Annotated in this window: 29 protein-coding genes; 17 read left to right on the top strand and 12 right to left on the bottom strand. The window is 59.6% G+C overall.

Annotated features, from left to right (window positions below):
- Positions 1 to 2: 2 nt before the first annotated feature.
- From FHT73_RS04245 to FHT73_RS04220, 6 genes are read right to left on the bottom strand one after another with little or no spacing between them, the layout of a single operon-like run.
- Positions 3 to 1637: a molybdopterin-binding/glycosyltransferase family 2 protein gene (locus tag FHT73_RS04245; protein WP_183710002.1), complete on the bottom strand. Its 1635-nt coding sequence runs from the start codon at positions 1635 to 1637 to the stop codon at positions 3 to 5.
- Complete coding sequence (locus FHT73_RS04240; protein WP_183710000.1) at positions 1634 to 2341, bottom strand: XdhC family protein; 708 nt, start codon at positions 2339 to 2341, stop codon at positions 1634 to 1636. The genes FHT73_RS04245 and FHT73_RS04240 overlap by 4 nt, the downstream gene beginning before the upstream one ends.
- Positions 2341 to 2670, bottom strand: a complete 330-nt coding sequence (locus tag FHT73_RS04235) for an XdhC family protein (RefSeq protein WP_015340028.1) — start codon at positions 2668 to 2670, stop codon at positions 2341 to 2343. Before FHT73_RS04235 ends, FHT73_RS04240 begins: the two co-directional genes overlap by 1 nt.
- A 7-nt stretch (positions 2671 to 2677) precedes the next feature.
- Positions 2678 to 3925 (bottom strand): VWA domain-containing protein, encoded by a 1248-nt coding sequence (locus FHT73_RS04230; protein ID WP_183709998.1) that lies wholly within the window; start codon positions 3923 to 3925, stop codon positions 2678 to 2680.
- 3 nt (positions 3926 to 3928) lie between these two features.
- A complete protein-coding gene (locus FHT73_RS04225) occupies positions 3929 to 4855 on the bottom strand; it encodes a MoxR family ATPase (RefSeq protein ID WP_183709996.1) in 927 nt (308 codons plus the stop codon).
- A 19-nt stretch (positions 4856 to 4874) separates the two neighbouring features.
- Complete coding sequence (locus FHT73_RS04220; protein WP_183710162.1) at positions 4875 to 5351, bottom strand: flavin reductase; 477 nt, start codon at positions 5349 to 5351, stop codon at positions 4875 to 4877.
- Between the two features lie 187 nt (positions 5352 to 5538).
- On the opposite strand from FHT73_RS04220, the gene FHT73_RS04215 reads away from it, so the two are divergent.
- From FHT73_RS04215 to purB, 4 genes are all read left to right on the top strand, one after another.
- Complete coding sequence (locus FHT73_RS04215; RefSeq protein WP_183709994.1) at positions 5539 to 6618, top strand: ABC transporter substrate-binding protein; 1080 nt, start codon at positions 5539 to 5541, stop codon at positions 6616 to 6618.
- 82 nt (positions 6619 to 6700) lie between these two features.
- Positions 6701 to 7387, top strand: a complete 687-nt coding sequence (gene rpe / locus FHT73_RS04210) for a ribulose-phosphate 3-epimerase (RefSeq protein ID WP_112334753.1) — start codon at positions 6701 to 6703, stop codon at positions 7385 to 7387.
- 46 nt (positions 7388 to 7433) lie between these two features.
- The gene (locus FHT73_RS04205; protein WP_183709993.1) at positions 7434 to 7895 is read left to right on the top strand and encodes a hypothetical protein; all 462 of its coding nucleotides are present in this window, start codon (positions 7434 to 7436) and stop codon (positions 7893 to 7895) included.
- A gap of 102 nt (positions 7896 to 7997) precedes the next feature.
- A complete protein-coding gene (gene purB, locus FHT73_RS04200) occupies positions 7998 to 9299 on the top strand; it encodes an adenylosuccinate lyase (protein ID WP_183709991.1) in 1302 nt (433 codons plus the stop codon).
- Here the strand turns inward: purB and FHT73_RS04195 are convergent.
- Both FHT73_RS04195 and FHT73_RS04190 read right to left on the bottom strand, forming a co-directional pair.
- The gene (locus FHT73_RS04195; protein ID WP_183709989.1) at positions 9280 to 9795 is read right to left on the bottom strand and encodes a low affinity iron permease family protein; all 516 of its coding nucleotides are present in this window, start codon (positions 9793 to 9795) and stop codon (positions 9280 to 9282) included. The genes purB and FHT73_RS04195 overlap by 20 nt on opposite strands.
- A gap of 70 nt (positions 9796 to 9865) precedes the next feature.
- Positions 9866 to 10681 carry a DUF2189 domain-containing protein gene (locus FHT73_RS04190; RefSeq protein WP_112606500.1) on the bottom strand — a complete coding sequence of 272 codons (816 nt, stop codon included), beginning with the start codon at positions 10679 to 10681 and terminating at the stop codon, positions 9866 to 9868.
- Positions 10682 to 10850: 169 nt separating this feature from the next.
- Here FHT73_RS04190 and FHT73_RS04185 point away from each other — a divergent pair, with 169 nt between their 5' ends.
- The 7 genes from FHT73_RS04185 (at position 10851) to FHT73_RS04155 (ending at position 15056) form a co-directional block, all read left to right on the top strand.
- A complete protein-coding gene (locus tag FHT73_RS04185) occupies positions 10851 to 11405 on the top strand; it encodes an alpha/beta hydrolase (protein WP_183709987.1) in 555 nt (184 codons plus the stop codon).
- A 266-nt stretch (positions 11406 to 11671) separates the two neighbouring features.
- Positions 11672 to 12436, top strand: coding sequence for a phosphoribosylaminoimidazolesuccinocarboxamide synthase (gene purC, locus FHT73_RS04180; RefSeq protein WP_015340039.1), 765 nt, complete (start codon positions 11672 to 11674; stop codon positions 12434 to 12436).
- A gap of 17 nt (positions 12437 to 12453) precedes the next feature.
- Positions 12454 to 12696, top strand: a complete 243-nt coding sequence (gene purS, locus FHT73_RS04175; protein ID WP_069613006.1) for a phosphoribosylformylglycinamidine synthase subunit PurS — start codon at positions 12454 to 12456, stop codon at positions 12694 to 12696.
- Between the two features lie 8 nt (positions 12697 to 12704).
- The gene (locus tag FHT73_RS04170) at positions 12705 to 13262 is read left to right on the top strand and encodes an RNA 2'-phosphotransferase (RefSeq protein ID WP_112413739.1); all 558 of its coding nucleotides are present in this window, start codon (positions 12705 to 12707) and stop codon (positions 13260 to 13262) included.
- On the top strand, positions 13259 to 13930 hold the full coding sequence (purQ, locus tag FHT73_RS04165; protein WP_183709986.1) for a phosphoribosylformylglycinamidine synthase subunit PurQ: 672 nt from the start codon (positions 13259 to 13261) through the stop codon (positions 13928 to 13930). Before FHT73_RS04170 ends, purQ begins: the two co-directional genes overlap by 4 nt.
- A 110-nt stretch (positions 13931 to 14040) precedes the next feature.
- Positions 14041 to 14448: a hypothetical protein gene (locus FHT73_RS04160; protein WP_183709984.1), complete on the top strand. Its 408-nt coding sequence runs from the start codon at positions 14041 to 14043 to the stop codon at positions 14446 to 14448.
- 74 nt (positions 14449 to 14522) lie between these two features.
- Positions 14523 to 15056, top strand: coding sequence for an AAA family ATPase (locus tag FHT73_RS04155; RefSeq protein WP_183709982.1), 534 nt, complete (start codon positions 14523 to 14525; stop codon positions 15054 to 15056).
- A gap of 122 nt (positions 15057 to 15178) precedes the next feature.
- Here FHT73_RS04155 and FHT73_RS04150 read toward each other — a convergent pair whose 3' ends face one another.
- Together FHT73_RS04150 and FHT73_RS04145 are read right to left on the bottom strand one after the other, a co-directional pair.
- Complete coding sequence (locus FHT73_RS04150; RefSeq protein ID WP_183709981.1) at positions 15179 to 16060, bottom strand: AraC family transcriptional regulator; 882 nt, start codon at positions 16058 to 16060, stop codon at positions 15179 to 15181.
- Positions 16061 to 16339: 279 nt separating this feature from the next.
- Positions 16340 to 16585 (bottom strand): DUF1127 domain-containing protein, encoded by a 246-nt coding sequence (locus FHT73_RS04145; RefSeq protein ID WP_246712030.1) that lies wholly within the window; start codon positions 16583 to 16585, stop codon positions 16340 to 16342.
- Positions 16586 to 16690: 105 nt separating this feature from the next.
- Between FHT73_RS04145 and FHT73_RS04140 the strand changes: the two genes are divergently transcribed.
- The 4 genes from FHT73_RS04140 (at position 16691) to FHT73_RS04125 (ending at position 21490) form a co-directional block, all read left to right on the top strand.
- Complete coding sequence (locus tag FHT73_RS04140) at positions 16691 to 18109, top strand: PLP-dependent aminotransferase family protein (RefSeq protein ID WP_183709979.1); 1419 nt, start codon at positions 16691 to 16693, stop codon at positions 18107 to 18109.
- Positions 18110 to 18231: 122 nt separating this feature from the next.
- A complete protein-coding gene (locus FHT73_RS04135) occupies positions 18232 to 18840 on the top strand; it encodes an acyloxyacyl hydrolase (protein WP_181476105.1) in 609 nt (202 codons plus the stop codon).
- Between the two features lie 170 nt (positions 18841 to 19010).
- On the top strand, positions 19011 to 21242 hold the full coding sequence (gene purL, locus FHT73_RS04130) for a phosphoribosylformylglycinamidine synthase subunit PurL (protein ID WP_112606404.1): 2232 nt from the start codon (positions 19011 to 19013) through the stop codon (positions 21240 to 21242).
- Between the two features lie 14 nt (positions 21243 to 21256).
- The gene (locus FHT73_RS04125) at positions 21257 to 21490 is read left to right on the top strand and encodes a BolA family transcriptional regulator (protein WP_004108912.1); all 234 of its coding nucleotides are present in this window, start codon (positions 21257 to 21259) and stop codon (positions 21488 to 21490) included.
- On the opposite strand, the gene FHT73_RS04120 is transcribed toward FHT73_RS04125, so the two are convergent.
- Both FHT73_RS04120 and FHT73_RS04115 read right to left on the bottom strand, forming a co-directional pair.
- The gene (locus FHT73_RS04120; protein ID WP_183709977.1) at positions 21476 to 22675 is read right to left on the bottom strand and encodes a hypothetical protein; all 1200 of its coding nucleotides are present in this window, start codon (positions 22673 to 22675) and stop codon (positions 21476 to 21478) included. The two genes, FHT73_RS04125 and FHT73_RS04120, sit on opposite strands and share 15 nt — an antisense overlap.
- A gap of 212 nt (positions 22676 to 22887) precedes the next feature.
- The gene (locus FHT73_RS04115) at positions 22888 to 23190 is read right to left on the bottom strand and encodes a hypothetical protein (RefSeq protein WP_112401223.1); all 303 of its coding nucleotides are present in this window, start codon (positions 23188 to 23190) and stop codon (positions 22888 to 22890) included.
- 380 nt (positions 23191 to 23570) lie between these two features.
- On the opposite strand from FHT73_RS04115, the gene grxD reads away from it, so the two are divergent.
- Together grxD and FHT73_RS04105 are read left to right on the top strand one after the other, a co-directional pair.
- Positions 23571 to 23906, top strand: coding sequence for a Grx4 family monothiol glutaredoxin (gene grxD / locus FHT73_RS04110; RefSeq protein ID WP_112334744.1), 336 nt, complete (start codon positions 23571 to 23573; stop codon positions 23904 to 23906).
- Between the two features lie 139 nt (positions 23907 to 24045).
- Positions 24046 to 25278 carry a multidrug effflux MFS transporter gene (locus FHT73_RS04105; protein WP_112606494.1) on the top strand — a complete coding sequence of 411 codons (1233 nt, stop codon included), beginning with the start codon at positions 24046 to 24048 and terminating at the stop codon, positions 25276 to 25278.
- The last annotated feature ends 10 nt before the right edge of the window (positions 25279 to 25288 follow it).

Raw genomic sequence — 25288 nt, 5'->3', positions numbered from 1 at the left:
CCCTACCCCTTCAAAACTCCGCCGGCCGCGACAACGGCCTCAGGCGTATCGACATCGAGATGTGCCGCCTCGCCGATCTCGACATCAATGACTGGAAGACCCGATGTCTCGATAATATGGCGAGCGCCGACATCGCCCTCCAGCCGCATTACGGCGTTCAAAACGGAGCGGGGAAGTATAACGGGATTGCCGCGCTTGCCGCCCGATACCGCCCGCACGATCGCCTGGCCGTTCGCCTGACGAAAGGCTGATATCAAGGCTTTCAGATCCTCGCTTGTGACACCGGGCATATCGGCCAGCATGATGAGAACACCATCGGCCCTTTGGGCTGCCCGGGTACCGACGCCTGCAACCAGCGAACTGGCCATGCCCGACGCATAATCCGGATTGAGTACGACCTCGACGGCGAGACCACTTAGTGCGGTTTCGATCTCATCGCACCGGTGCCCGGTGACGGCAACGATATCCGATACGCCGCTTGCAATGGCGATGGATGCCGAACGGCGTACCAGAGGCACGCCATCGAATTCCGCCAAAAGCTTGTGCGAGCCACCTTCGCCCATGCGGCTTGCCTTTCCCGCAGCCAGCAGGACGATGGCAACCGATATCGCCGCCGGCGGTTTGTTGACGATGTCGCGCGGCCGTGGCCGTGATTGAATTTCCATGAGCAGCCCTCCAACGCCCATGGCGCTGATATCCTGCGGCGTCGGTCGTTCTCCGGCTAATATACGATCCAGCACCCAGTCGAAGCCATTCTCCTTCGGGCTGCGCGCGCATCCCGGCGCCCCGACGACATAGACGTCGCCCACCCTGCCCATCACCAACAGATTGCCCGGATCGACGGGCATGCCGACCTGAATGACCTCGCCGCCGGCAAGCCGGACTGCCGCCGGAATGACGTCGCCCGCGTCGATGACCGCCGACGCCCCGAAAACGATTACCAGTTTCGCAAGCCTGTCCTGCGCGGCGAGAGCGCGACGGATCGCGCCGGCAACATCGGCCGCTCTATGGGCAACACGCTCTTCCCGCTGCAGCACGCTGCCCGAAGGCTGCAGCCGCTGCGAAAGGATGCGGGCCGTCTTGTCCATGACCGAGGCCTTCAGCGACGGCAGCTCCGTGGCGACAAGCGAAACGGCATGCGGCAAGAAGGGCTTGACCTCGAAAGCTGGCATCCGCCGGAGAATTTCGACACCAGCAGCGATTTTGGCTCCGGAAACGGCGAGCGGAATGATCTTGAAGGTCGCCACCATGTCGCCGGCTCGCACAGGTACATGGTCTGCAAGACAGGCAAGGGTGATCGCCGGGTCGAGACTGTTGATCCGATCGACCGCCATGCGATCTGCAACGAACAGACCGTCAACGGCGCTGTAAACATTCACCCGCCCTGTCGCCGCTTCAGAGAACGTCAGATGATCGGGCGCGACAGCTCGGGCCAATTGCTCGGCTGCCTCGTCTTCCATGAGATCGCCCGGTTCGATGCGCGCAGCGATAACGCGATCAATTCCGGCAGCGGCGAGTTGCTTTATATCTTCGCCGCCAAGCCGATGTCCCTTGGAAAAACTGCCATTGGTCAGCCGGATTGAATGCGCGAGAACCGCGCCCTCCGCCTCCGCCGTCAAGAACTCACCGAAGATCATGGCGCAACGCCCTTTGGTGACGAGACATCGCGCCCACGAAGCGAGCCGATGATCTCCGCCAGGATGGCAACCGCAATTTCGGCCGGGCTGGCAGCGCCGATGGCAAGCCCGATCGGCGCATGGATGCGGGCGAGCTCGGCGTCGCTCAAGCCTTCCCGCCTCAAGCGTTCCAGGCGACCGGCATGCGTCTTGCGGCTACCGAGCGCACCAATATAAAAACAGTTCGTCTTCAACGCCTGAATAATCGGCTCGTCGTCGATCTTCGGATCATGGGTTACCGCCACCAGCGCCATATAGCTGTCGAGCGGCCGCTCTTTCAGCGTATCCACGGGCCAGTCGGCGATGAGATCAATGCCCTCGAAGCGCTCCGGCGTTGCAAAGGCGGTGCGCGGATCGATGATCGTCACATCGAAGTCGGCAAGGGCCGCCATCCGCGCGAGAATCTGGCTGATATGCACAGCGCCGATGATAACGATGCGCGGCGGTGGCAGATGCACGTTGAAGAACAGGCTCTGCCCATCGATATCAAGTGCTGCGGACTTGCCCGAACGAAACGCCGTCGAAGCGGCATCCGCGAATGCACCTTCCAGCCCATCGCCTTCGACGATAAGCCGATCCGGGCCTCCGGAGAGATCGGTAACAAGGATTGCCGCGTGCCGCTTGCGCCGCATCTCGTTCAGCCGCGCCAGTATCTGCCGATCCATCAGCCGAGCCTTTCGACATAGACGCGGATGCGGCCGCCGCAGGAAAGGCCGACCCGCCAAGCTGTTTCATCGGCGACGCCGAATTCGAGCATGCGCGACTTGCCCGTTTCGATCACGTCGAGTGCCTCGGTGATGACGGCACCTTCGACACAGCCGCCGGAAACGGACCCATGGAAATTTCCCTCGCCATCGATAACGAGATGGCTACCGGACGGGCGTGGCGCCGAACCCCAGGTATCGACAACGGTCGCCATGGCCACGTTGCGGCCTGCCGACACCCATTCCTCCGCGATCACGAGCGGATCCAGACTTTCGGATATATCTGACATCGGAGCCTCATTGCTTGCCGAAAAACCGCCTGGGATCATAAGTGTCCGAGCGGCCGGCGGTGAGAGCCGATACGAGATCGGCCAGAGATAATAGATTGTGAACGGGACGGAATTCGTCAACATGCGGGAGCATTGCTTTTACACCGCGGGCCCGAGCCTCGAAACCCTCGAAGCGCAGAAGCGGATTGAGCCAGATCAGCCGCCGACAGGAGCGATGCAGGCGATCCATCTCCGCACTGAGCAATTCCACGCCTTCGCGCTCCAGCCCATCGGTGATCAACAGCACGATCGCGCCCTGCCCCAGCACGCGGCGCGCCCATAGCCTGTTGAACTCCTTCAGCGTCTCGCCGATCCGCGTTCCACCCGACCAGTCGCGCACCGCCGCCGCACATTCGTCCAGTGCCTGATCCGGGTCCTTGTGGCGCATTGCCCGTGTCACGTTGGTCAGGCGCGTTCCGAACAGAAATGTATGAACACGCCGCCGCCGCTCGGTCAGCACGTGCAGGAAATGCAGGAAGATACGCGTGTACTGGCTCATCGAGCCTGAGATATCGGCCAGCACGACCAGCGGCGGCTGAATTTCCTTCGGCCGTCGAAAGCGTGGCAGGATCAACGCTCCGCCCGTCCGTAGCGCCAAGCGCATCGTCGCGCGTGGATCGACCTTGGCCGCTGTGCGTGACGGTGCGAAGCGGCGCGTGCGCACGCGGTCCAGCGGCAGTTGCAACTTCCCCAGCTCCTTCTTGGCGACGGCAATCTCCGCCGCCGACATCTGGGCGAAATCCAGATGGCGCAGTACCTCACTGCCGGAGCTGGTAAATCGCGAATCTATTTCGATATCAGGCGCCTCGCGCTGCGGACGTCGTTCGTCACGGTCACTGAGCAAGGCATCGCTTGCCCGGCTCTCGCCCGGCTTCGGTTTTTCCTTCTGCCGGTGGTCGGGTGCAACGGGCGACATCATCGCAATCATCTTGGCGACGAGATCGCGCGAGCGCCAGAAAAGCCGGAACGCTTCATCAAAGACGGCAAGATCTTCATGCCGCTTGACGAAGACGGAGCAGAGGGCGGCGTGAAATTCCTCGCGGGAACCGATGCCGATAGCCTCGACCGCTTCTATGGCGTCAGCAATCGCCCCCGGTCCGATCTTTAGCCCGGCCTTGCGCAACGCCCGGCCGAACAGCACGATATTATCGGCAAGACGCCCATCACCGGGTGGTGACGGGGCAACAATGATGCCATCCTGCGCGCCCGGCTCCATGGCTCATCCCGCCAGCATTTCGGATTTGACTTCATCCAACACACGCTTGCCCTCGGCGCCCTGAATACGAGCGATATCGTCCTGATATTTCAGCAAAGTGCCGAGCGTATCCGATACCGTCTCCGGATCGAGAGCCAGCCGATCAAGTTCAGTCAGGGCCGTCGCCCAGTCGATCGTCTCGGCGACGCCCGGGTTCTTGAAAAGGTCGAGCGTGCGCAGCCTCTGCACATAGGCGACGATCTGGCGCGACAGCACTTCATTGCAGCCGGGCACCTTACGGCGGATGATCTCAAGCTCCTGCTCGGCCTCGGGATAATCGACCCAGTGATAGAGACAGCGCCGTTTCAAGGCGTCATGGACTTCGCGCGTCCGGTTAGTGGTGATGATGACGATGGGCGGTTCGGCGGCCCGGATGGTTCCGAGTTCCGGCACCGTCACCTGAAAATCGGACAACACCTCCAGCAGGAATGCCTCGAAAGCCTCGTCGGTGCGATCAAGCTCGTCGATCAGGAAGACCGGCGCCCGACCGCCGACACCGGACAGTGCCTGCAATACCGGCCGGCGGATCAGATAGCGCTCGGAAAAGATATCGGCCTCGATACGGTCCCGGTCGGTAAGGCCGGACGCTTCAGCGAGGCGAATTTCCAGCATCTGCGCCGGATAGTTCCATTCATAGACGGCCGAGGAAACATCCAGTCCTTCATAGCATTGCAGCCGGATGAGCGGCCGGTCGAGCGCCTTCGCCAGAACCTTGGCGATCTCGGTTTTGCCGACGCCGGCCTCGCCCTCCAGAAAGAGCGGCCGCTTCATCTTCAATGCGAGAAACAAAACGGTGCCGAGCGCGCGTCCGGCCAGATAGTCATGAGCGCCGAGCAACGCCATCGTCTCATCGATCGAACTCGGCAGCGAAGGTAATGTCTGATCCGCCATGATAACTCCCTTGCAGGGGTTATAGCGTGTGATAGCCCCGGTTCATATAGAGGAGTGCCGGCTTCGGTTCGCTGTAGCGTATGGCCATCACTTCGCCGAAGATGATGTTATGCGTGGAGGCCTGCTTGATCTCGAGCACGCGGCAATCGAAGGTCGCGAGCGCATCGGCAAGCACCGGCGCGCCCGTGACCAGCGTCTCGAACCTGCCGGCAGCGAAACGTTCATCGACGGTCAGTTGTGTCTTCCCGGAAAAGGCGTCGGCCAGGGCTTGATGATCCGCGCCGAGCGTATTCATGGCGAAGATGCCGCTTTTGAAAAAGATCTCGTTCTTGGCATTGCTGTTGTTGAGGCAGATCAGAACCGTCGCCGGGCTATCCGACACCGAGCACGCGGCTGTGATCGTCACGCCACGTCGCTCCGCACCGAGCGCCGTCGTCACCAGTTGCACATGCCCCGCAAAACGGCTCATGGCATCGCGATAAAGCGCCGGGTCCATACGTTGCCTGTCTAGCACCACCGTCTCCCTTTGTTGAGGCGTGCTTGCCTGCCATTCAATATGACGATCAGATGTTAGCTTTTCTACAATAGCATTATTGAAAACAGAGTGATTTTGCTGCTTTTTCTTTGACGATGCCCTGCAGACGGATAAATAGGGCAGGAAAATTGTCCGGGATACTCCATCGATGAACGTTCTGCGCCGCCTTCCGCTCCTGTTTGCGCTGCTTTCGGCAGCCGGCAGCAGCTATGCCGCAGGAATTCACATCGGCGTCGTGGCACCGCAGGAGGGTAATTTCGCGGCGCTCGGGGCAGAGATAATAGCCGGCGCAAATTTCCAGATCCAGGCGCAACAGGATACGGCAACTGTCGTCAACGAGCCTTGTACGGAGGATGGCGGCCGAGCCGCCGCTGAAGCGCTGGTGGCTGCCAATGCACAAGTCGCAATCGGTTTTCTCTGCACGGAGACCCTGGAGGGCGCGCTGCCGCGTCTCAAGGATGCCGGCATTCCCGTCATCACCGTTTCCGTTCGCTCGCGCATTCTCATGGAAGATGCGTTGAAGAACGGCTGGCCCCTGTTTCGCCTCGCGCCGGTCGATAGTGCGGAGGCGGCCGTGGCCATCGATACCATTCTGAAGAATTGGGCTGCAGAGCCGATGGCACTGATCGATGACGGCACGATACACGGCCGCGAACTGGTCGGCGCGATCCGCAACGCGCTAGAGGAAAAAGGTCTGAAGCCCGTTTTCACCGATACGTACCGTCCCGGACAGGACCAGCAGATCGCCCTCGTGCGACGACTGAAGAAGGCAGGCGCAACACGCGTCTTCGTCGGCGGCGATCGCAGCGATGTCGCCGTGATCGCCCGCGACGCGAAAAGCGAGAACATCCCGCTGGTCCTGATGGGCGGCGACGCCATGCGCGCCGCGGACCAGCCCCTGCCCCTGCTGGAGGGTGTGCAGGCAATTGCACTGCCCGACTATGCCAGCCTGCCGGCAGCCCAGCCCACTGTGCAGGCGATGCGCGCAGGTGGCATCGAACCTGACGGATATACATTACCGGCCGCAGCAGCGGCTCAGATTGCCAGCCAGGCAGCCGACGGCGCCAAGACGGACAGTAAACCCATTGCCGAAAAGCTCGTCGGAACGGTTTTCCAGACAATGATCGGCCCGATCTCATTCGGACAAAACCACGAATTGACCGAAAACCCCTATCGCCTGCTGGAATGGCGGGGCAATGCCTTCGTGCCGGCGACGCCATCGAACTGATGGCAAGCCGTTCTGGCGGTTGTTTGCCCGTTGCAGCGGTGGTAATCCAGGCGCGAAATAATCAGTTGGAGCTCAGCCACCCATGACCTTGCCGATCCGTATTGCCCCTTCCATTCTCGCCGCCGACTTCGCCAAGCTCGGGCAGGAAGTCAAGGATGTGACAGAAGCCGGCGCCGACTGGATCCATCTCGATGTCATGGACGGCCATTTCGTGCCGAACATCTCCTTCGGCGCCGATGTCATCAAGGCATTGCGTCCGTACACGACCGCTACCTTCGACTGCCATCTGATGATCTCGCCGGCCGATCCCTATCTGGAAGCCTTCGCCAAGGCTGGTTGCGACCGTATCACGGTCCATGCCGAAGCCGGCGTGCATCTGCACCGCTCGCTGCAGACGATCCGCCATCTCGGCAAGAAGGTCGGCGTCACCCTCAATCCGGCAACGCCGCTTTCCGTGCTGGAAAACGTCCTCGATGATATCGACCTGATCTTGATCATGTCGGTCAATCCGGGCTTTGGCGGCCAGAAGTTCATCCCTGCCATGGCTGATAAAATCCGCAGCGCCAAGTCCCTGATCGGTGACCGCCCGATCGAATTGGAAGTCGATGGCGGCGTCTCGGTTGAAACAGCCCCTCTGATCACCGCTTCCGGCGCCAATGTGCTCGTTGCCGGCTCGGCGATCTTCAAGGGCGAATCGGTCGACGCCTACCGTCAGACGGTAGGCGATCTCAGGGCGGCCGCCGAGCGAGGCCGCGTTGGATCAAACTAATCCGACCAATGTTCTAATAGCGACGGGCCGGGCACGGACCGTCGCTATGCATTGCTTGGGAATCTTCGCTGGCGCGATCGGTTGGGGCGCGGCCACGGCCGCCTCGGCACTTGTTACCCTCTATTTTCGCAATGGCCTACTGACCAGCCACATCACCGCCCTTACGCTCATCTACTTCTTCGGCGGCGCCCTCGCCTGGTCCATCCTTGTGCCGCCCACCCGGCGTTTTGCCCGTCAGCGGCCGACCAGCGCGCGTTTTGCCGCCTTCTTTCTGGCCCTCTCCATCGGCACCGCAGCGATGACGGCCTTCCTTTTCGCCATGGACTATCGCTGGTTCTATTCGCGCTGGCATGCACCATTCGGTTCGCTCATCTGGATCTTGCAGTTCCTGTTCACCGGCGCCAGCGCCGTCTACCAGTTCGCCGTCCTCGGCCTCGCCCTGTTTTTGCCGCTCGGCCTGCTATGCCTGATCGTTGTTTCGGCCTATCTTGCGCGGCAGAGAGATTGAGGCCCTGAAACATTGTGCCCATGAAACATTGTGATTGCCGCCCGTCTTTGTTATGGGGGCGCCGAGTTTTCCCTTTCCGTCAGCCAAGAAAGCTTTGAGCCTATGATCCCGCGCTACTCCCGACCGGAAATGGTCGCCATCTGGTCTCCTGAAACCAAGTTCCGTATCTGGTTCGAGATCGAGGCCCATGCCTGTGACGCACTGGCCGCGCTCGGCGTCATCCCGAAGTCGGCGGCGGATACCATCTGGGAAAAGGGCGGCAAGGCCACGTTCGACGTCGCCCGCATCGACGAGATCGAAGCAGTGACCAAGCACGACGTCATCGCCTTCCTGACGCATCTGGCCGAAATCGTTGGGCCGGACGCCCGTTTCGTGCACCAGGGCATGACCTCCTCCGATGTTCTCGATACCTGCTTCAACGTCCAGCTCGTGCGCGCCAGCGACCTGCTGCTCGCCGATATCGACAAGCTGCTGGAAGCCCTGAAGCGTCGTGCCTTCGAGCATAAGAACACCGTCACCATCGGCCGCTCGCACGGCATCCATGCCGAACCCACGACCTTCGGCGTCAAGCTGGCGCTCGCCTATGCCGAATTCGAGCGCTGCAAGCAGCGCCTGATCGCCGCCCGCGAGGAAGTCGCAACCTGCGCGATCTCCGGCGCCGTCGGCACCTTCGCCAACATCGACCCGCGCGTCGAGGAGCATGTCGCAGCCGCGCTCGGGCTGAAGCCGGAGCCGGTTTCGACCCAGATCATCCCGCGCGATCGTCACGCTATGTTCTTTGCGACACTCGGCGTCGTCGCCTCCTCGATCGAGCGTCTCGCCACCGAAATCCGCCATCTCCAGCGCACCGAAGTTCTGGAAGCCGAAGAATATTTCTCGCCGGGCCAGAAGGGCTCCTCCGCCATGCCGCACAAGCGCAATCCGGTCTTGACGGAAAACCTGACAGGCCTCGCCCGTATGGTCCGCTCCTATTCGATCCCGGCCATGGAAAATGTTGCTCTCTGGCATGAGCGCGATATCTCGCACTCCTCTGTCGAACGCATGATCGGCCCCGACGCGACCGTCACGCTCGATTTCGCGCTGGCCCGCATCACCAGCGTCATCGACAAGCTTCTCGTCTATCCGGACAATATGATGAAGAATCTGAACAAGTTCCGTGGACTTGTTCATTCGCAGCGCGTGCTGCTGGCGCTGACCCAGGCCGGCGTCTCCCGCGAAGATTCCTATCGCCTGGTCCAGCGCAACGCCATGAAGGTTTGGGAGGAAGGCAAGGACTTCCTCGAGGAATTGCTGGCCGACCAGGAAGTGCGTGCGGCTCTCTCGGAAGCAGATATCCGCGAAAAATTCGACCTTGGCTATCACACCAAGCATGTCGACACGATCTTCAAGCGGGTTTTCGGCTAGAGTTTTCCGTTTCCGATTTTGCTTTGCTTGAGGCGGTGCGGCTGACGCGCCGCCTCTTTCTGTTGTTGGCGGATGTGGCCGCGATAGCGCGGTCATGCTCGCTGCTCTCGCCAGCCTTGTCCTGATGTTGTTCAGATTCGCGCTTTGCCGCCTTTTCGACCAGCCGGTCGAGGTGCTTCAAATCCTCTTCGTCAAGATTCTCGATCCCGACAAAGCGGTTCTCGGCCGCGCTCGTCAGGATGAGTTCGTTGAGCTTGGCCTGGATGGCCCGCGTATCGCGCATCTGTGCATTCTGGAGCAGAAAAACCATCAGGAAGGTGACGATCGTCGTGCTGGTGTTGATGACCAGCTGCCAAGTGTCGGAGTAACCGAAGATTGGCCCGGTGGCTCCCCAAAGAACCACCGAAAGCAGCGCCAGCACGAAAATGACCGGCTTGCCAGTCCATTCCGAAACCACGACTGCGAAACGGGTGAAAATATGGGTAAGTCGCGCCATGATCCGCATCTCCTTGTGATGCGGATCAACGTGAAAACTGCCCCGCGGTTCCAATGATGACGACTTCGGCCTATGCCGGCTTCGTCCGGCTCTCGGTCACAATCAGCTTGCGATAGAGATGCCAGGACGCATGGCCGAGGATCGGTATGACGACTGCCAGCCCGGCAAAGATCGGGATGGTGCCGACAACGAGCAGCGCCGCCACGATCAAGCCCCAGACGGCGATCGGCACCGGATTGGTCAGCGTCGCCCGGATACTCGCATCGATCGCGGCGACGACACCGACGTCACGGTCAAGTAGCAGCTGGAACGTAACGACCGTGGTCGCCAGGGCCACGAGCGCAAAGACGAAGCCGATCAGATCGCCCCAAAGCATCATCGCCATGCCTTCTCGCGTCGTCAGCACGCTCGAGACGAAGGATGAAAGCGTTGGAGGGACACCATCGCCGAAGTAGATGAAATAGATATTCCGCGCCACGAAGAGCCAGACAATGAACAGGCCGAACAGCATGAGGCCGGCAACGATGATCGACGGCAGCGCCGGTGAAAAGCGCACGTCGAACGCATGGCTCCACGACGTATCTTGCCCCTTTTCACGCCGTCGGCTGATCTCGTAGAGACCGATCGCGGCCAAGGGTCCGAGCAGAGCGAAACCGGACATCAGCGGAAACAGCAATGGCAGTAGATTCTGGTCAGTGCTCCATATCGCAAGCGCAATGCCGGCAATCGGATACATCAGGCACAAGAAGACATAATGCGATGGCTTTTCGCTGAAATCGTCAAGTCCCATTTTCAGGGCATCGACGAGATCGGCGATAGCGATCTTACGGATGGCGGGACGCGTAAAGGTGTGGTCTGCTCCAGCCATGACGTGAAAGGCCGTCATAATGCTCTCCTCCTCAACCGTGGTGCTCGGTTGGCGGTGCAAGATGGCGGCAAAACGGGTCGCCGACATCGTCATTCGCTACCGGCAGCAGTAATCATAGCAAATTTTGCCGCAATTGTCGCCTTTTTCCCTTGACATTTGAGCTCCCCTTTTCCACATCGGCGAAATCATGAAAGCCTCCGACGCAAACATCCTCATCATCCCCGGCTATACGAATTCCGGCCCCGACCACTGGCAGACCCGCTGGGAGCAGAAGCTCTCGACCGCGCGGCGCGTGGAACAGGCTGAATGGTCGAAGCCCGTGCGCGACGATTGGGTGGCCCGCATTGCGGAAGAAGTGAATGCCTCGGACAAGCCCGTCGTGCTGGTCGCGCATTCCCTCGGCGTTCCCTCGGTGATCCATGCAATCCCGCATTTCCGCAACAAGGTCGCAGGCGCCTTCCTGGTCGCGCCGCCGGATGTCGCCAATCCTGGCATCCGGCCAAAGCATCTGATGACGTTCGGTCCCTACCCGCGCGATCCCCTGCCGTTCCCGTCGGTCACGATTGCCAGCCGCAACGATCCCTTCGGCACCTATGAGCATGCCGACGATATTGCCAACAGCTGGGGCTCGCTCCTGATCGATGCCGGCGAATCCGGCCATATCAATACCGAATCCGGTCACGGCCCCTGGCCGGAAGGCACAATGGTCTTTTCGAAGTTTCTCAGCCAGCTGAAGCCGTAGTATTATCGCAGCGTGACGATGAATAGAGGCATGCCTCGCCTCACTAGCCTGTGAAGTACCCGGCACCTTCATTCCATCGTCAGATAAAAACCTGTAAAACAGGTCATGACTGGACCCCGAATCTGGCATTGGCACCCCGCCGAGGCCGGAATTCCGAGGAAGGAGGCGCAGGCGGATTGTGAATTCGCTTCTTATCCGTTATGGGGACGCCCACATACGATCCACTTGCGCTGTCCCATGAGCGCCAAAGACAGAGAAGAATACCAATGAACCGTCGCCGCCGTATTTACGAGGGCAAGGCCAAGATCCTTTACGAGGGGCCTGAGCCGGGCACGCTGATCCAGTTCTTCAAGGACGACGCCACCGCCTTCAACAAGAAGAAGCACGAAGTCATCGATGGCAAGGGTGTTCTGAACAATCGCATCTGCGAGTATATCTTCAGCCATCTGAACAAGATCGGCATTCCCACCCATTTCATCCGCCGTCTCAACATGCGCGAGCAGCTGATCAAGGAAGTGGAGATGATTCCGCTCGAGATCGTCGTGCGCAACGTCGCCGCCGGCTCGCTCGCCAAGCGCCTCGGCATCGAGGAAGGCGTGGTCCTGCCCCGCTCGATCATCGAATTCTACTATAAGTCCGATGCGCTCGAAGATCCGATGGTCTCAGAAGAGCACATCACCGCCTTCGGCTGGGCCAATCCGGCCGAGCTCGATGACATTATGGCGCTCGCCATCCGCGTGAACGACTTCATGACCGGCCTTTTCCTGGGCGTCGGCATCCAGCTCGTCGATTTCAAGATCGAATGCGGCCGCCTGTTCGAAGGCGACATGATGCGCATCATCCTTGCCGACGAAATCTCGCCGGACTCCTGCCGTCTCTGGGATATCGAAACCCACGAGAAGATGGACAAGGACCGCTTCCGTCGCGACATGGGCGGCCTGCTCGAAGCCTATTCGGAAGTGGCTCGCCGCCTCGGCATCATCAATGAAAACGAACCCGTGCGCGGCACGGGCCCGGTTCTCGTCAAGTAAGTTCAGAAAGGACAATCGTGATCAAGGCTCGTGTAACCGTCACGCTGAAGAACGGCGTTCTCGATCCGCAGGGCAAGGCAATCGAAGGCGCGCTTGGCGCACTCGGCTTTGACGGCGTCCATCAGGTCCGCCAGGGCAAGGTCTTCGATCTCGAGCTTGAAGGCACCGACAAGAACAAGGCCGAAGCCGATCTGAAGGCCATGTGCGAGAAGCTTCTCGCCAATACGGTCATCGAGAACTTCAGCATTTCGATCGACTGATATCATAGATGGTGTCCACCAAACTCCAGACCGACATCTCGAAGTTCATAAGCTATGTGCTGAGGCATGCGCCCCATGAAGCCGGCTTGTCTCTGGATTCGGAGGGATGGGTGCCTTTCAATGATCTGAAAAGGGCGGTTCTTGATCGCTTCGATGTCTCTGAAGACGATATCCTCGAAGTGATCGAGTCTAATCCGAAGAAACGCTTCACTCTGCTGGATCATCGTATCCGCGCAGCTCAGGGCCACAGCGTCGCCGTCGATCTGGCGCTAAGAGCGGGGGAGCCGCCGTTGAAGTTGTTTCACGGAACATCGCTCGAAAGCTGGCCGTCCATTCAAGTTTCAGGGTTGAAGAAAATGCAGCGACATCATGTTCACCTGTCGCCGGATATCGAGACCGCCAAGATCGTCGCGACGAGACGCATGGGTGACTATATCATTCTTGAAATCGATGCGGCGCGCATGCATGCGGAAGGTCATTCTTTCTTTGTCAGCGACAATGGAGTATGGCTCACCGATCACGTTCCAAGTCTGTATCTTTCGCCTCTCTCGGGAACAGCATCATGAAATCAGCAGTCGTCCAACTCCCCGGCCTCAATCGCGATCGTGACATGATCGCGGCGCTGACCAAGATTTCCGGCCATGCACCCGTAACTGTGTGGCAGACGGAGACAGAGATTCCGGATGTCGACCTGATCGTCATTCCCGGAGGCTTCTCCTACGGCGACTATCTGCGCTGCGGCGCGATCGCCGCCCGCATGCCGATCATGCAGGCGATCAAGGACAAGGCCGACAAGGGCGTCAAGGTCTTGGGCGTCTGCAACGGTTTCCAGATTCTGCTCGAAGCCGGCATGCTGCCGGGCGCGTTGATGCGCAACGCTTCGCTGAAATTCGTCTGCCGCGAGGTGAAGCTGGAAGTCGTCAATGCCGAAACGGACTTCACGTCCGCCTATGCCAAGGGCCAGATCATCCGCAGCCCGGTCGCACATCACGATGGCAACTATTTCGCCGATGCCGAAACGCTGAAGGCTATCGAGGATAATGGCCAGGTGGTCTTCCGCTACGCCGAAGGCACCAACCCCAACGGCTCGGTCAACGACATTGCCGGCGTGATCAACGCCAAGGGCAACGTGCTCGGCATGATGCCGCACCCGGAAAATCTGATCGAGGCAGCCCATGGCGGCAATGACGGCCGTGGTCTGTTCGCCTCCGCGCTTGGCGTGATCGCGGCCTGATAGGCCAGCCTGCCGTCAGAACCATAAAATCGGCGTTTTTGGATCGAACAGCAGGGCGCCGGAATGCGACCCGGCAGACTAGCCCTAACCGCCTCATTGGAAAGAGATTGATGCGCCCTCGCCTCCTGACAGGACTTTACTCCGCCGCCGCTATCGCGATGCTTGGGCTATTGGTCACCTCTTGCGGCCCGCGTCCGCCGAGCATCATCGCGACCGATCACAGCGCCCTGTCGACGATGGAACGCATCATGCTCAACGCCAATGCCTGCTGGTTCAAGTCTTCGGACCCGGCTTTCGCGACTTATCAGCTCGCTCCCGAGCTCAATTCCTTTACCGGTCGCCCTCGCATCCTCGTGGTCGACAAGAAACATCCGACCGGCCGGCCTTCGCTCGTCGTGCAAGCGGAAGGCAATCCTGCGCAATTGCAGGCCTTCGGCCCGATGATGTCGGGCGCCTCCGGCGGCCGTATCACGGGCGACGTCAATCGCTGGGCTGGGGGATCGAAGGCCTGCAGCTAAGCCGCAAGCCTTATCCGCGTCAACACTATCCCGCGGCGAGCACACGACGTGCCCTTTACCCGGGGAACATTGTCATGGACAGGTTTATCATCCTTTCGGGCTGCTCCGGCGGCGGCAAATCGACGTTGTTGGAAGCGCTCAAGCGCCGCGGTTATCATACCGTCGAAGAGCCGGGACGGCGCATCGTCGTCAAGGAACTGGAAGGCGACGGATCTGCCCTGCCTTGGGTCGATGCACCGGCATTTGCGCGCAGGGCAATCGCCACGTCGCTGATGGATCGTCAAGAAGCAGCGGCATTCCCCGGTCCTGTCTTCTTCGACCGGGGATTGATCGACGCGGCATCGGCGCTCAAACAGATGACGGGCGAGCCCGCCTTGGCGTCGCTCGGCCAACTACACCGCTACAATGAACATGTCTTCCTGACGCCGCCCTGGCCGGAGATCTATGTCGGCGACCGCGAACGGAGGCACGATTTCTCGGCCGCCGTCGATGAATATGAGCGGCTGACTGCCGCCTACCCGATACTCGGCTACGAGACCCACGTTTTGCCGAAGGTCAGCGTCGAGGAACGTGCCGACTTCGTTCTTTCGGTTCTCGGACTTAGTTAGGCGGCAGGCTGCGTTATTGTCGGGCGGGCCTACCAGGTGATGAATCCATCAAGACCGGGATCGGTTGTATAGGGACCTGCCCCTTCCTGTTATCGGGAGGGATAGGCCATCGTCGGAGGTCGTTATTTCAGCGGCAAAAACAGTTCCGCGACCGCTTCGTGCTCCGGAACCTCCGGGAAGAAGGCAAGTCGCTGGCAATAGATCGGGAAGTCACGAGCTTCCTCGCCGCTGGCCGGAAGCCAGTCGCGATAAAGATAGAGCGCGGCTGGCTCCAGATTGTCGGTGTGGCCGACCACACGCAGGACCGCGCAGCGCCCGCCGGGGATCTCACCGACGGTGATCTCCTCGCCGTTCGTCTCGATCGGCTGGTCGGTCCCGACACAAAGGTCCATGCTATAGTCCGCTGGCGACGCGGGGCGCCGCTCGGAACGCCAGACATTGAAGGTCGGATTTGTCTTCGGATGCAGGCCAGCGGCCTTACGCCACGCGATGAACCGCTGGATGGTGGCGCCGATCGTCGCAGGGTCGCCCCGATGCTCCATGATCGCTACCGGCGTCACCGGCACCTCGCGGATTGTTACGTCGTCAAAGGTAAAGGTCTTCTGCATGAGCTTGCTCCTTGCGTTGTCGAAAGGCCCTAAGGCCGCAAGCCACGGCTCCCAGTCCGGAGACTTCCGGAACGACGAAGGCGATTGCCCGAACCTTTGCCGAAAGGCGCGGGCGAAAGCGTCCGGTGCGTCATAGCCGGCATCCATCGCTATGTCCGTGACGCTTTGGTCGCCCGTGTAGGCCAACCGGTGCGACGCCCGTTTCAGGCGGGCAAGCTGGATATAGCGATGTACGGACAACCCGAAGGTCGCCGTAAACTGCCGATGGAAATGGAACTTCGAAAAGGCCGCAATATCGCTCACCGTTTCCAAGTCCAGATCACTGTCAAGATGCCGGTCGATGTAGTCCAGCACTCGCAACATTCGTGCTCGATAGTTGTGAAGCGCCGTCTTCATCGTCCCTCCTGCGTGGCCACATCAATTAGGCGTACGCAGGCATGGCGCGCTCGACCGATCTTGCTGTTCTGTCATGCTTTGCAGAATATCGCCAAGGACCGTTTACGGAGCGCGCCCCATTTGTGGATAAGCGGCATACAAGGGGCAGATGATTGTCTCGATCGATCACTACGCGGACCACGACCAAGCTCCAAGTCGTGGTCGATGGCCCGGGCTTTCCGATCCCGCTCGTCTCGTCACGGCTGTGGTTGCACGTCTATGAGTTGACGCCAACCGTTCTCAATCCCAAAAGAACGACTTGTTGACCTCTTTGACCGCCTGGCGGCGCGTCAGGCCGATGTCGAGCAACTGGTCATCCGTCAGATCCCTCAGAACCCGCCGTCCTTCGCGCTTCTCCCGCCAATGCAGGTAAAGTGCCCAGAGCCGACGCACTATATGCGACCTTGGCTGCGCCGCCGCACTCTCCATGTTCACCGAACGGGCGTCTCCCGCCTCAGTCGAGCAGATTGTACCTATTGTGCTCATTTTCGTTTCCAGACGATGATGACAATTTTGATGTACCGAGCCAAATGGTACAAATTGACTCATACTCTTGACTCAATGACAGGGACAATCTAGGAAATTGTCATTATGACAAATTGGCTCCCTGACATTTCAAGCGGAACCGGCCCGGTTTACATCCGCGTCGCTGACAGCATCGAAAATGCGATCACGCATGGCGTCTTGCCGCCGGGCACGAAGCTGCCGCCGCAGCGGAATCTCGCCTATGATATCGGCGTTACCATCGGCACGGTCAGCCGGGCCTATGCCCTTGTGCATGAACGCGGCCTCGTCGCTGGCGAAGTCGGCCGCGGCACCTATGTTCTCGAGCGTTCGAACGGCAAGCAGATCGAGCTTGTCGATCCGATCACACAGGCGCTTGCCGGTACCCGCGGTCTGAATACGCCCGACGCCAAGATCCGCTTCGACACGACGGCCGCTCCCGACATCGGCCAGGGCACGATCATCGGCAAGCTTTTCGCCGACATCAGCAGCGAGCATCAATCCGAGATATCTTCCTATTCAAGGAACTTCCCGGCAAACTGGTTTGAGGCCGGGCAGATTTGGCTCGCCCGAAACGGCTGGAAGCCGGCAATCGAAACGATCGTGCCGACGCTCGGCGCGCACGCCGCCGCCATAGCAGTCATTTCCGCCGTCACCTCGCCGGGCGACAAGATCGTCTTCGAGAACCTCACCTATACGCAGATCAGCCGCGCCGCGCGCCTGCTCGGAAGGCGCTCGATCCTCGTGGATTCGGACGAGCACGGGATGATCCCGGAGGATTTCGAACGTCTCTGCCAGCAGCAGCATCCGCGCCTCGCCTTTTTGATGCCGACAGCTCATAATCCCACGCTGGTGACAATGCCGGAGGCAAGACGCCGGGCGATTGCCGCCATTGCCCGCCGCCACAGCGTATGGCTGATCGAGGACGACCTCTATGGCGGCATGACCGGCGACCAGAACCCGCTGATGGCGGCCATTGCGCCTGAGCGGACGTTCGTCGTCAGCAGCTTGTCTAAATCGGTGACAGCCGGCGTGCGCGGCGGCTGGGTCGCTTGCCCGCCGCATTTCGCCCAACGCATCAAGGTTACGCACAAGATGACGACGGGCGGCTTGCCTTTCATATTGGCCGAAACCTGCGCCCGGCTCGTACTCGGCGGTCATGCCCTGGAACTGCGCCGCAAGTCCGTCGAAGAGATCAAGGCACGTGAGCAATTGGCACGTGAGGCACTATCGGGCTTCGAGTTCAATTCGCATCCGCATCTGCCATTCCTGTGGCTGAAGCTGCCGGAACCCTGGCTTTCGGGTACCTTCAAGAATGCAGCCCTCTCCGAAGGAGTGCTCATCGATGACGAGGATGAATTCAAGGCCGCCCGAATCGATAGGGTCTATCATCGCGTCCGCGTCGCCTTTTCGTCACCACCACAGCGAAAAGATGTTGCCGCCGGGTTCATGACATTACGCAGGTTGTTGGAAAACGGCTCATCGGGTTACGATAGTCACATTTAAGCAAGCCTTATCAATTTATCGACAGACATCTTGCGCAAATGTGCGTTCGTCGCCTCGACACTTAGCACGCTACCATTCTATCAATGAAAGTGAGGATTCGCCCGCTACACTAGGGGGAGCGCATGGCTATTGCAGGCTTTTTCAGCAAGCGTTTAGTTTTGAGTTTTCTGACAGTCAGTTCGATATTCGTTGCGGGTCAATCGACCGCAATCGCCGCCGACACCGTGGCGGCGGCACCCGCCCCTCAAGTCAAGATTTTCGACGAACTGCGTTTTGGCGCAAGCGGCTCCGTCCAGAGCGGCAACGAGCACGAAAGCGGCGTCTTCCCGGATGTCCAGGTTCTCTTCAATCCGTTCGGCTACAATCCGACCGCCGACTGGAAGGATCAGCTGACCCATCCTCGTATCCATGTAGGCACGTCCATTGGTACGTCGGGCTCCGCGACGCAGGTCTATGGTGGCCTTTCCTGGACGCTCACGAATAGCAACGGCATCTTCACGGAACTCGGCTTCGGCGGCACGGTGCACACCGGCAACCTGGATGACTGGCGAGAGCACGGTCCGATGCTCGGCTGCCGCCTGCTCTTCCACGAATATGCCGGCCTCGGCTACAATTTCGATAATCATTGGAACGTAATGGCGCAGATCGCGCACTCGTCCCATGCCAATCTTTGCGATGGGCCTAATGGCGGCATGACGCGCGCCGGCATCATGGTCGGCTATAAATTCTAACCTTGCGAAACGGCCGCCCATGGCCGCACGCTTGATTTTCGCTGCATCTACACCGGCGTGTTGTGAACGCCGGTGATTTTCCTGTCGCACGACAAGGAGAGTTGCGCTAAAGAGACCCCGATCCCTGACCGGTCTTCAAACCCTTTACAGGCAAGGACACTCGAGCGCCCATGACCATTTCCAATACGATCCAGATCACCCCCGAGCTGATTGCCGCCCACGGCCTCAAGCCGGATGAATATCAGCGCATTCTGGATCTGATCGGCCGCGAGCCCACGTTCACCGAGCTCGGCATCTTTTCGGCCATGTGGAACGAGCATTGCTCGTACAAGTCCTCCAAGAAGTGGCTCCGCACCCTGCCGACCAAGGGGCCGCGCGTCATTCAGGGGCCGGGCGAGAATGCCGGCGTTGTTGACATCGATGACGGCGATTGCGTCGTCTTCAAAATGGAGAGCCACAACCATCCGTCCTACATCGAGCCGTATCAGGGTGCTGCCACAGGCGTCGGCGGCATCTTGCGCGACGTCTTCACCATGGGTGCTCGCCCGGTCGCTGCCATGAATGCCTTGCGCTTCGGTGAACCGGATCATCCGAAGACCCGCCACCTCGTCTCCGGCGTCGTTGCCGGTGTTGGCGGCTATGGCAATTCCTTCGGCGTTCCGACTGTTGGCGGCGAAGTCGAGTTCGATGCGCGCTACAACGGCAATATCCTGGTCAACGCCTTTGCGGCCGGTCTTGCCAAGTCCAATGCGATCTTCCTTTCGGAAGCCAAGGGCGTTGGCCTGCCGGTCGTCTATCTCGGCGCCAAGACCGGCCGTGATGGCGTCGGCGGCGCGACCATGGCGTCTGCCGAATTCGACGAATCGATCGAGGAAAAGCGCCCGACCGTTCAAGTCGGCGACCCCTTCACCGAAAAGTGCCTGCTGGAAGCCTGCCTGGAACTGATGCAGACGGGCGCCGTTATCGCCATCCAGGACATGGGTGCGGCTGGCCTTACCTGCTCCGCCGTCGAAATGGGCGCCAAGGGCGACCTCGGCATCGAGCTCGATCTCGACAAGGTGCCGGTGCGCGAAGAGCAGATGACGGCCTATGAAATGATGCTGTCGGAAAGCCAGGAACGCATGCTCATGGTGCTGCAGCCAGAAAAGGAAGCCGTCGCCAAGGCGATCTTCGTCAAATGGGGCCTGGATTTCGCCATCGTCGGCAAGACGACCGACGATCTTCGTTTCCGGGTCATCCATCAGGGCGAGGAAGTCGCTAACCTGCCGATCAAGGATCTCGGTGACCAGGCTCCGGAATATGACCGTCCGTGGCGGGAATCCGACAAGCGCGCCGCCCTGCCCGCTGATCTGGTTGCCGCGCCGGAAGATTATGGTCAGGCTTTGCTGAAGCTCGTTGGCTCCGCCAACCAGTCCAGCCGCCGCTGGGTCTACGAGCAGTACGATACGCTGATCCAGGGCAATTCGCTGCAGCTCCCAGGCGGCGACGCCGGCGTCGTCCGCGTCGAAGGCCATGCGACCAAGGCTCTCGCCTTCTCCTCCGACGTCACGCCGCGCTATGTCGAGGCTGATCCCTTCGAAGGCGGCAAGCAGGCCGTCGCCGAATGCTGGCGCAACATCACCGCAACCGGTGCCGAGCCGCTAGCCGCGACCGACAATCTGAACTTCGGCAATCCGGAAAAGCCCGAGATCATGGGCCAGTTCGTTGGCGCCATTAAAGGCATCGGCGAAGCCTGCCGCGCGCTGGATTTCCCTATCGTCTCCGGCAATGTCTCGCTCTACAACGAGACCAATGGCATCGCGATCCTGCCGACCCCGACCATCGCGGGCGTCGGCCTACTGCCGGATTGGAAGGCCATGGCCCGCATCGGCTCCGCTTCGGAAGGTGACCACGTTTTGATGATCGGTGTCGACGGCAGCCATCTCGGCTCCTCGATCTATCTCCGCGACATCCTCGGCTCAACCGACGGCCCGGCTCCGGAAGTCGATCTCTTTGCCGAGCGCCGCAACGGCGATTTCGTCCGCTCCGCCATCCGCAACGGCCAGGTCTCGGCCTGCCACGACATATCGTCCGGCGGACTGGCGTTGGCACTCGCAGAAATGGCGATGGCATCCGGCAAGGGCCTGAACATTGATCTCTCCGAACACAAGACCCTGCCACATGCCGCCCTCTTCGGCGAGGATCAGGCCCGTTATGTTGTCGCCGTACCGGCCGATGTCGCCGATTTCGTCTGCATCAATGCTGAAAGCGCCGGCGTGCCCTTCCGCCGTCTGGGAACGGTCGGGGGCGATGCACTCGTTATCGATGGGTTGTTAACGCTTCCGGTTGAACAGTTGCGTGAGGCGCATGAATCGTGGTTTCCTGCCTTCATGGATGGCAGCGCTCTCGCCGCCGCTGAATAATCGAGGTACCACTCATGCCAATGAACCCCGGCGATATCGAAGATATGATCAAGGCGGGCATTCCCGGCGCCAAGGTGACAATTCGCGACCTGGCCGGGGATGGCGATCACTATGCAGCCGAAGTTGTCGCGGAAGCCTTCCGCGGCAAGAGCCGCGTGCAGCAGCACCAGATGGTCTATGATGCCCTGAAGGGCAATATGGGCGGTGTTCTGCACGCCCTCGCGCTGCAGACGTCAGCGCCCGACTGAGAGCGCCTGCGCCGCTTCGCCGGAGTTGAAGCTCAGCTCCGGCAATCTCTTCACTGAGAATTCAGCGAAATCCGCAGCCGGCAACGGACCGGCCGTCATCAGCGTGAAATCGAAGAAGGCCCTGAGATCGGGACCGAGCACATATTGCCGGTGAACTCGCAGGAAATCCCGCTTGATCTTCTTGTAATGCTTTTCCGACAGCATCTGCTTGAAGCGCACGAAGAGGATCGAAGCCTGCCGGACATCCTCATGGCCGCAAACAGCCGCGACTTTCGCCTTATAAAAATGGATTGCGTCGGTCAGGCAGTGAACGTCAAGCCAGAAGATGTCCTTGCAGCGCGCGATCAATCCGACGCGTGAGCGCAACACCTTTGCCGGCCGCATGAGAGCACATTGCAGGATGGCACTGCCAAGGGTCGTAAACACCACGCGCTTGCTTTGCAGCAGGTCCGGCTCGCGCTCCAGCAACAAGCCGACCACGTGAGCTGCCACGGACGAGCCCATGCTATGCGAGGAGATGACGAACTCTTCGACGTCGGGCTCATCCAAGGCTTGCCGGACGCTGACGGCGCCGGCTTCCAGCCACTGTTCTGCGCCTATTCCGTTCAAACCCGCTATCGCAACCGCCATCTCCCAATCGGAAAAGAGATGCAGAGTATGCAGCTTTTCGGCTTGCGGCAGGAAAACATAGACGAAAAAGGCGATTGCGAGCGCGATGCTGCCGATATGGCTCCAGGCCGGCAGCCCGAAAAGGATCGGTGCAAACGCGATCGACAGGCTGAGAATCAGCCCCGCAAGCATCAGCAGAAAGGGAAAGATAAAGAACAGGCCGAAGCGCCATGCATGACGGAAATAGCCGGTCATGCCGCCCGAAGCGGCAACTTTTGCAGCAGCGAGGTAGCCCTGCATCAACCGTGTGAAGAATGGCCTCCCATTCAGCGTGGCAACCAGATCGTTATGATCGACGATATGAATGCGGCTTTGCGTATGCCAGCCTGCAGCCGTCGCCGTGACATCGAAATACGGCGCACGGCCGAAATTCTTCATTTCGTCCACCGACGCGGTGAAATCCCAGGCGGCAGCGCTCTGTCGCGCAGAACGCTCGTAACGAGCCCGGTGTGCGGCAGCGTCCAGCTGCTCGAAGCCAGGGAAGTGGAGAACCACCCTCTTCTTGATAGGATTCATATTGTAGTCTGTCCCCGAGGCGCGCCGATAGTACTGATAAAAACTGCAGATGGCCATGATCATGGACTGTCGGCTTTTTCATGGCGGAGCAGCATGATCTGTTGAAAATAGCAACAGTGGAATAAGTGTTGACGAATAAGGCTTTAAGCGGACAGGAATCTGCTCACAAAAATCCTGCCGCCATCGCGTATTGCTGCGGCAACAGCATTGTCTCAGCATTCATGGCGAGGATATGGAGAAGCCTCGGCACATGAGTCTACCGGTGGAGCAATCATGATTTTTTCGGCGATAGGAGACGCCACCCGCTGCTGTGTCGGCGCGGTCGCGGCACGATAGCCGAAAGCGATGCTCAATATAAGGACGATGGCACTGACGGTCACGGCGCTATTCAGGATCGATGCTCTTGGCGTGCGCACGTGCTCGAAATATTCCCGCTCGCCTTCGCTGGTGTCTTCAGAGCTATAAAATTCGCGCTCTTCACCAACCTGCCCGTCTGAATAATGGTGGTGGCTCATGGTGTCCGCTCCCTCAAAATGCGACTGCAATGCTCACAAGGGACCGATACGCGCCAAATCGCATCAATCGAAACACTTTTACAAACATACCGATCGTTTGTAAATTAGATAGCAGACTACTATTAACCGTCCCTTGCTTCACATTCATGTGTGTTGTTCAGGCACGGAGTTGAAGTGTCGTTTTCAAAACGCACTATTCAGAAAATCAGCTCAATAGGTCATATTCACTGTGGTCTCAGGCGGTAAAACCGCGAGTCCATTCATGCGATGAAAAAAACGATGCGTATGTTTTGCGGCTGGAAATCTTGTCGGCTGCTTGCTATTTAAGGGACAGATGTAACGCTGCGGGCCTTGACCCCGCATGTGAAAGGAACTGGACAATGAGCGGCATTCACGAATTCATCGATAATGAAGTTAAGAACAATGACGTCGTTCTTTTCATGAAAGGCACGCCCCAGTTTCCGCAGTGTGGCTTCTCCGGCCAGGTGGTCCAGATTCTCGACTATATCGGCGTCGACTATAAGGGCGTCAATGTCCTTGCCGATGCAGAGATTCGCCAGGGCATCAAGGACTATTCCAACTGGCCGACCATTCCGCAGCTTTACGTGAAGGGCGAATTCATCGGCGGCTGCGATATCGTGCGCGAGATGTTCCAGGCGGGCGAGTTGCAGCAACACCTTCAGGAACACGGCATCAGCGTTCGCGGCGCCGCCTGACCGGGCACCGGGCTACTCGTCCGGTTTCCATAGTTAAATTTGATCAATTGGGCGCTGCCGCCGGGCGGCGCCTTGACATGTTTATGGGAATAAAACCGTGACGACTTCATCCCAGGCCATGTCCCAGGGGCAGCTGCCCATGGGCAAACGCGAGTTCATCGTACTCGCGGCCTTTCTGATGGCGATCAATTCGCTTGCCATCGACATCATGCTCCCCGCATTGCAGCAGATCGGTTCCAGCCTCGGCGTGATGAACGAGAATCATCGGCAATATGTGGTGACGGCCTATCTGATCGGCTTCGGCTCGGCGCAGCTCATCTACGGCCCCTTGTCGGATCGCTTCGGCCGCCGCCTACCCCTGCTGATCGGCCTGACCGTTTACGTCATCTCCGCGTTCGGCATTGCCCTTATCCCGTCTTTTGCCGGCCTCCTCGCGCTCCGCTTCATTCAAGGTCTAGGATCGGCGGCGACGCGCGTCATTACCATTTCCATCGTCCGTGATGTCTTCGGCGGCCGCCTGATGGCCGAAGTGATGTCGCTCATCATGATGGTGTTCATGATCGTGCCAGTCATCGCGCCGGGAAGCGGTCAGATCATCATGCTCATCAGCACCTGGCACATGATCTTCGTCTTCATCGGCACCATGGCGACGCTCGTCGGTCTCTGGATGTATTTCCGGCTTCCGGAGACATTGAAGCCGGAAAATGTCCGTCCGCTGACTATCAGATCGGTAGCCTCCGGCTTCAGGATGGTTCTGACAAACCGTGTAGCGCTCTGTTACACCTTGGCCAGCACGTTCCTGTTCGGAGCGCTGTTCGGCTTCATCAATTCGGCGCAGCAGATCTATAGCGGCATTTACGGGTTGGGCGTGTACACGCCGGTTGCCTTTGGCGGCGTTGCGCTTTTCATGGCGCTGTCCTCCTTCATAAACTCACAGCTCGTCGGCCGCTTCGGCATGCGGCGGCTTTCCCATGCGGCATTGCTCGGCTTCTCCTTCATCACCTTCATTTGGATGCTGGTGCAGCTCTATGGCCCGGCACCGATGCCCTTCCCACTGTTCATGCTGTTTTTCGCGCTGGCAATGTTCCAGTTCGGCTGGATCGGCTCGAATTTCAATTCTCTTGCCATGGAGCCGCTCGGCCATGTCGCCGGCACCGCCTCCTCGGTGCTCGGCTTCATGAGCACGGTCGGCGGCGCCTCGATTGGCGCCGGTATCGGCCAGTATTTCAACGGTACGGCAACGCCGATGGTCATCGGTTACTTCACCGTTTCGCTGATCGGTCTGGTGTTCGTGGTGATCGCCGAAAGGGGGCGCCTCTTCCGCCCGCACAATGCGCCGCCTCCGGCCGATCAGTCTCTCGCTTTACATTGACAGGCATATT

Origin of the sequence: Rhizobium sp. BK098 (assembly GCF_014193155.1) — a bacterium.
Lineage (GTDB): Bacteria > Pseudomonadota > Alphaproteobacteria > Rhizobiales > Rhizobiaceae > Rhizobium.
The sequence above is the reverse complement of the archived record's forward strand: the minus strand, read 5'-3'. Positions and strand labels throughout refer to the sequence as shown.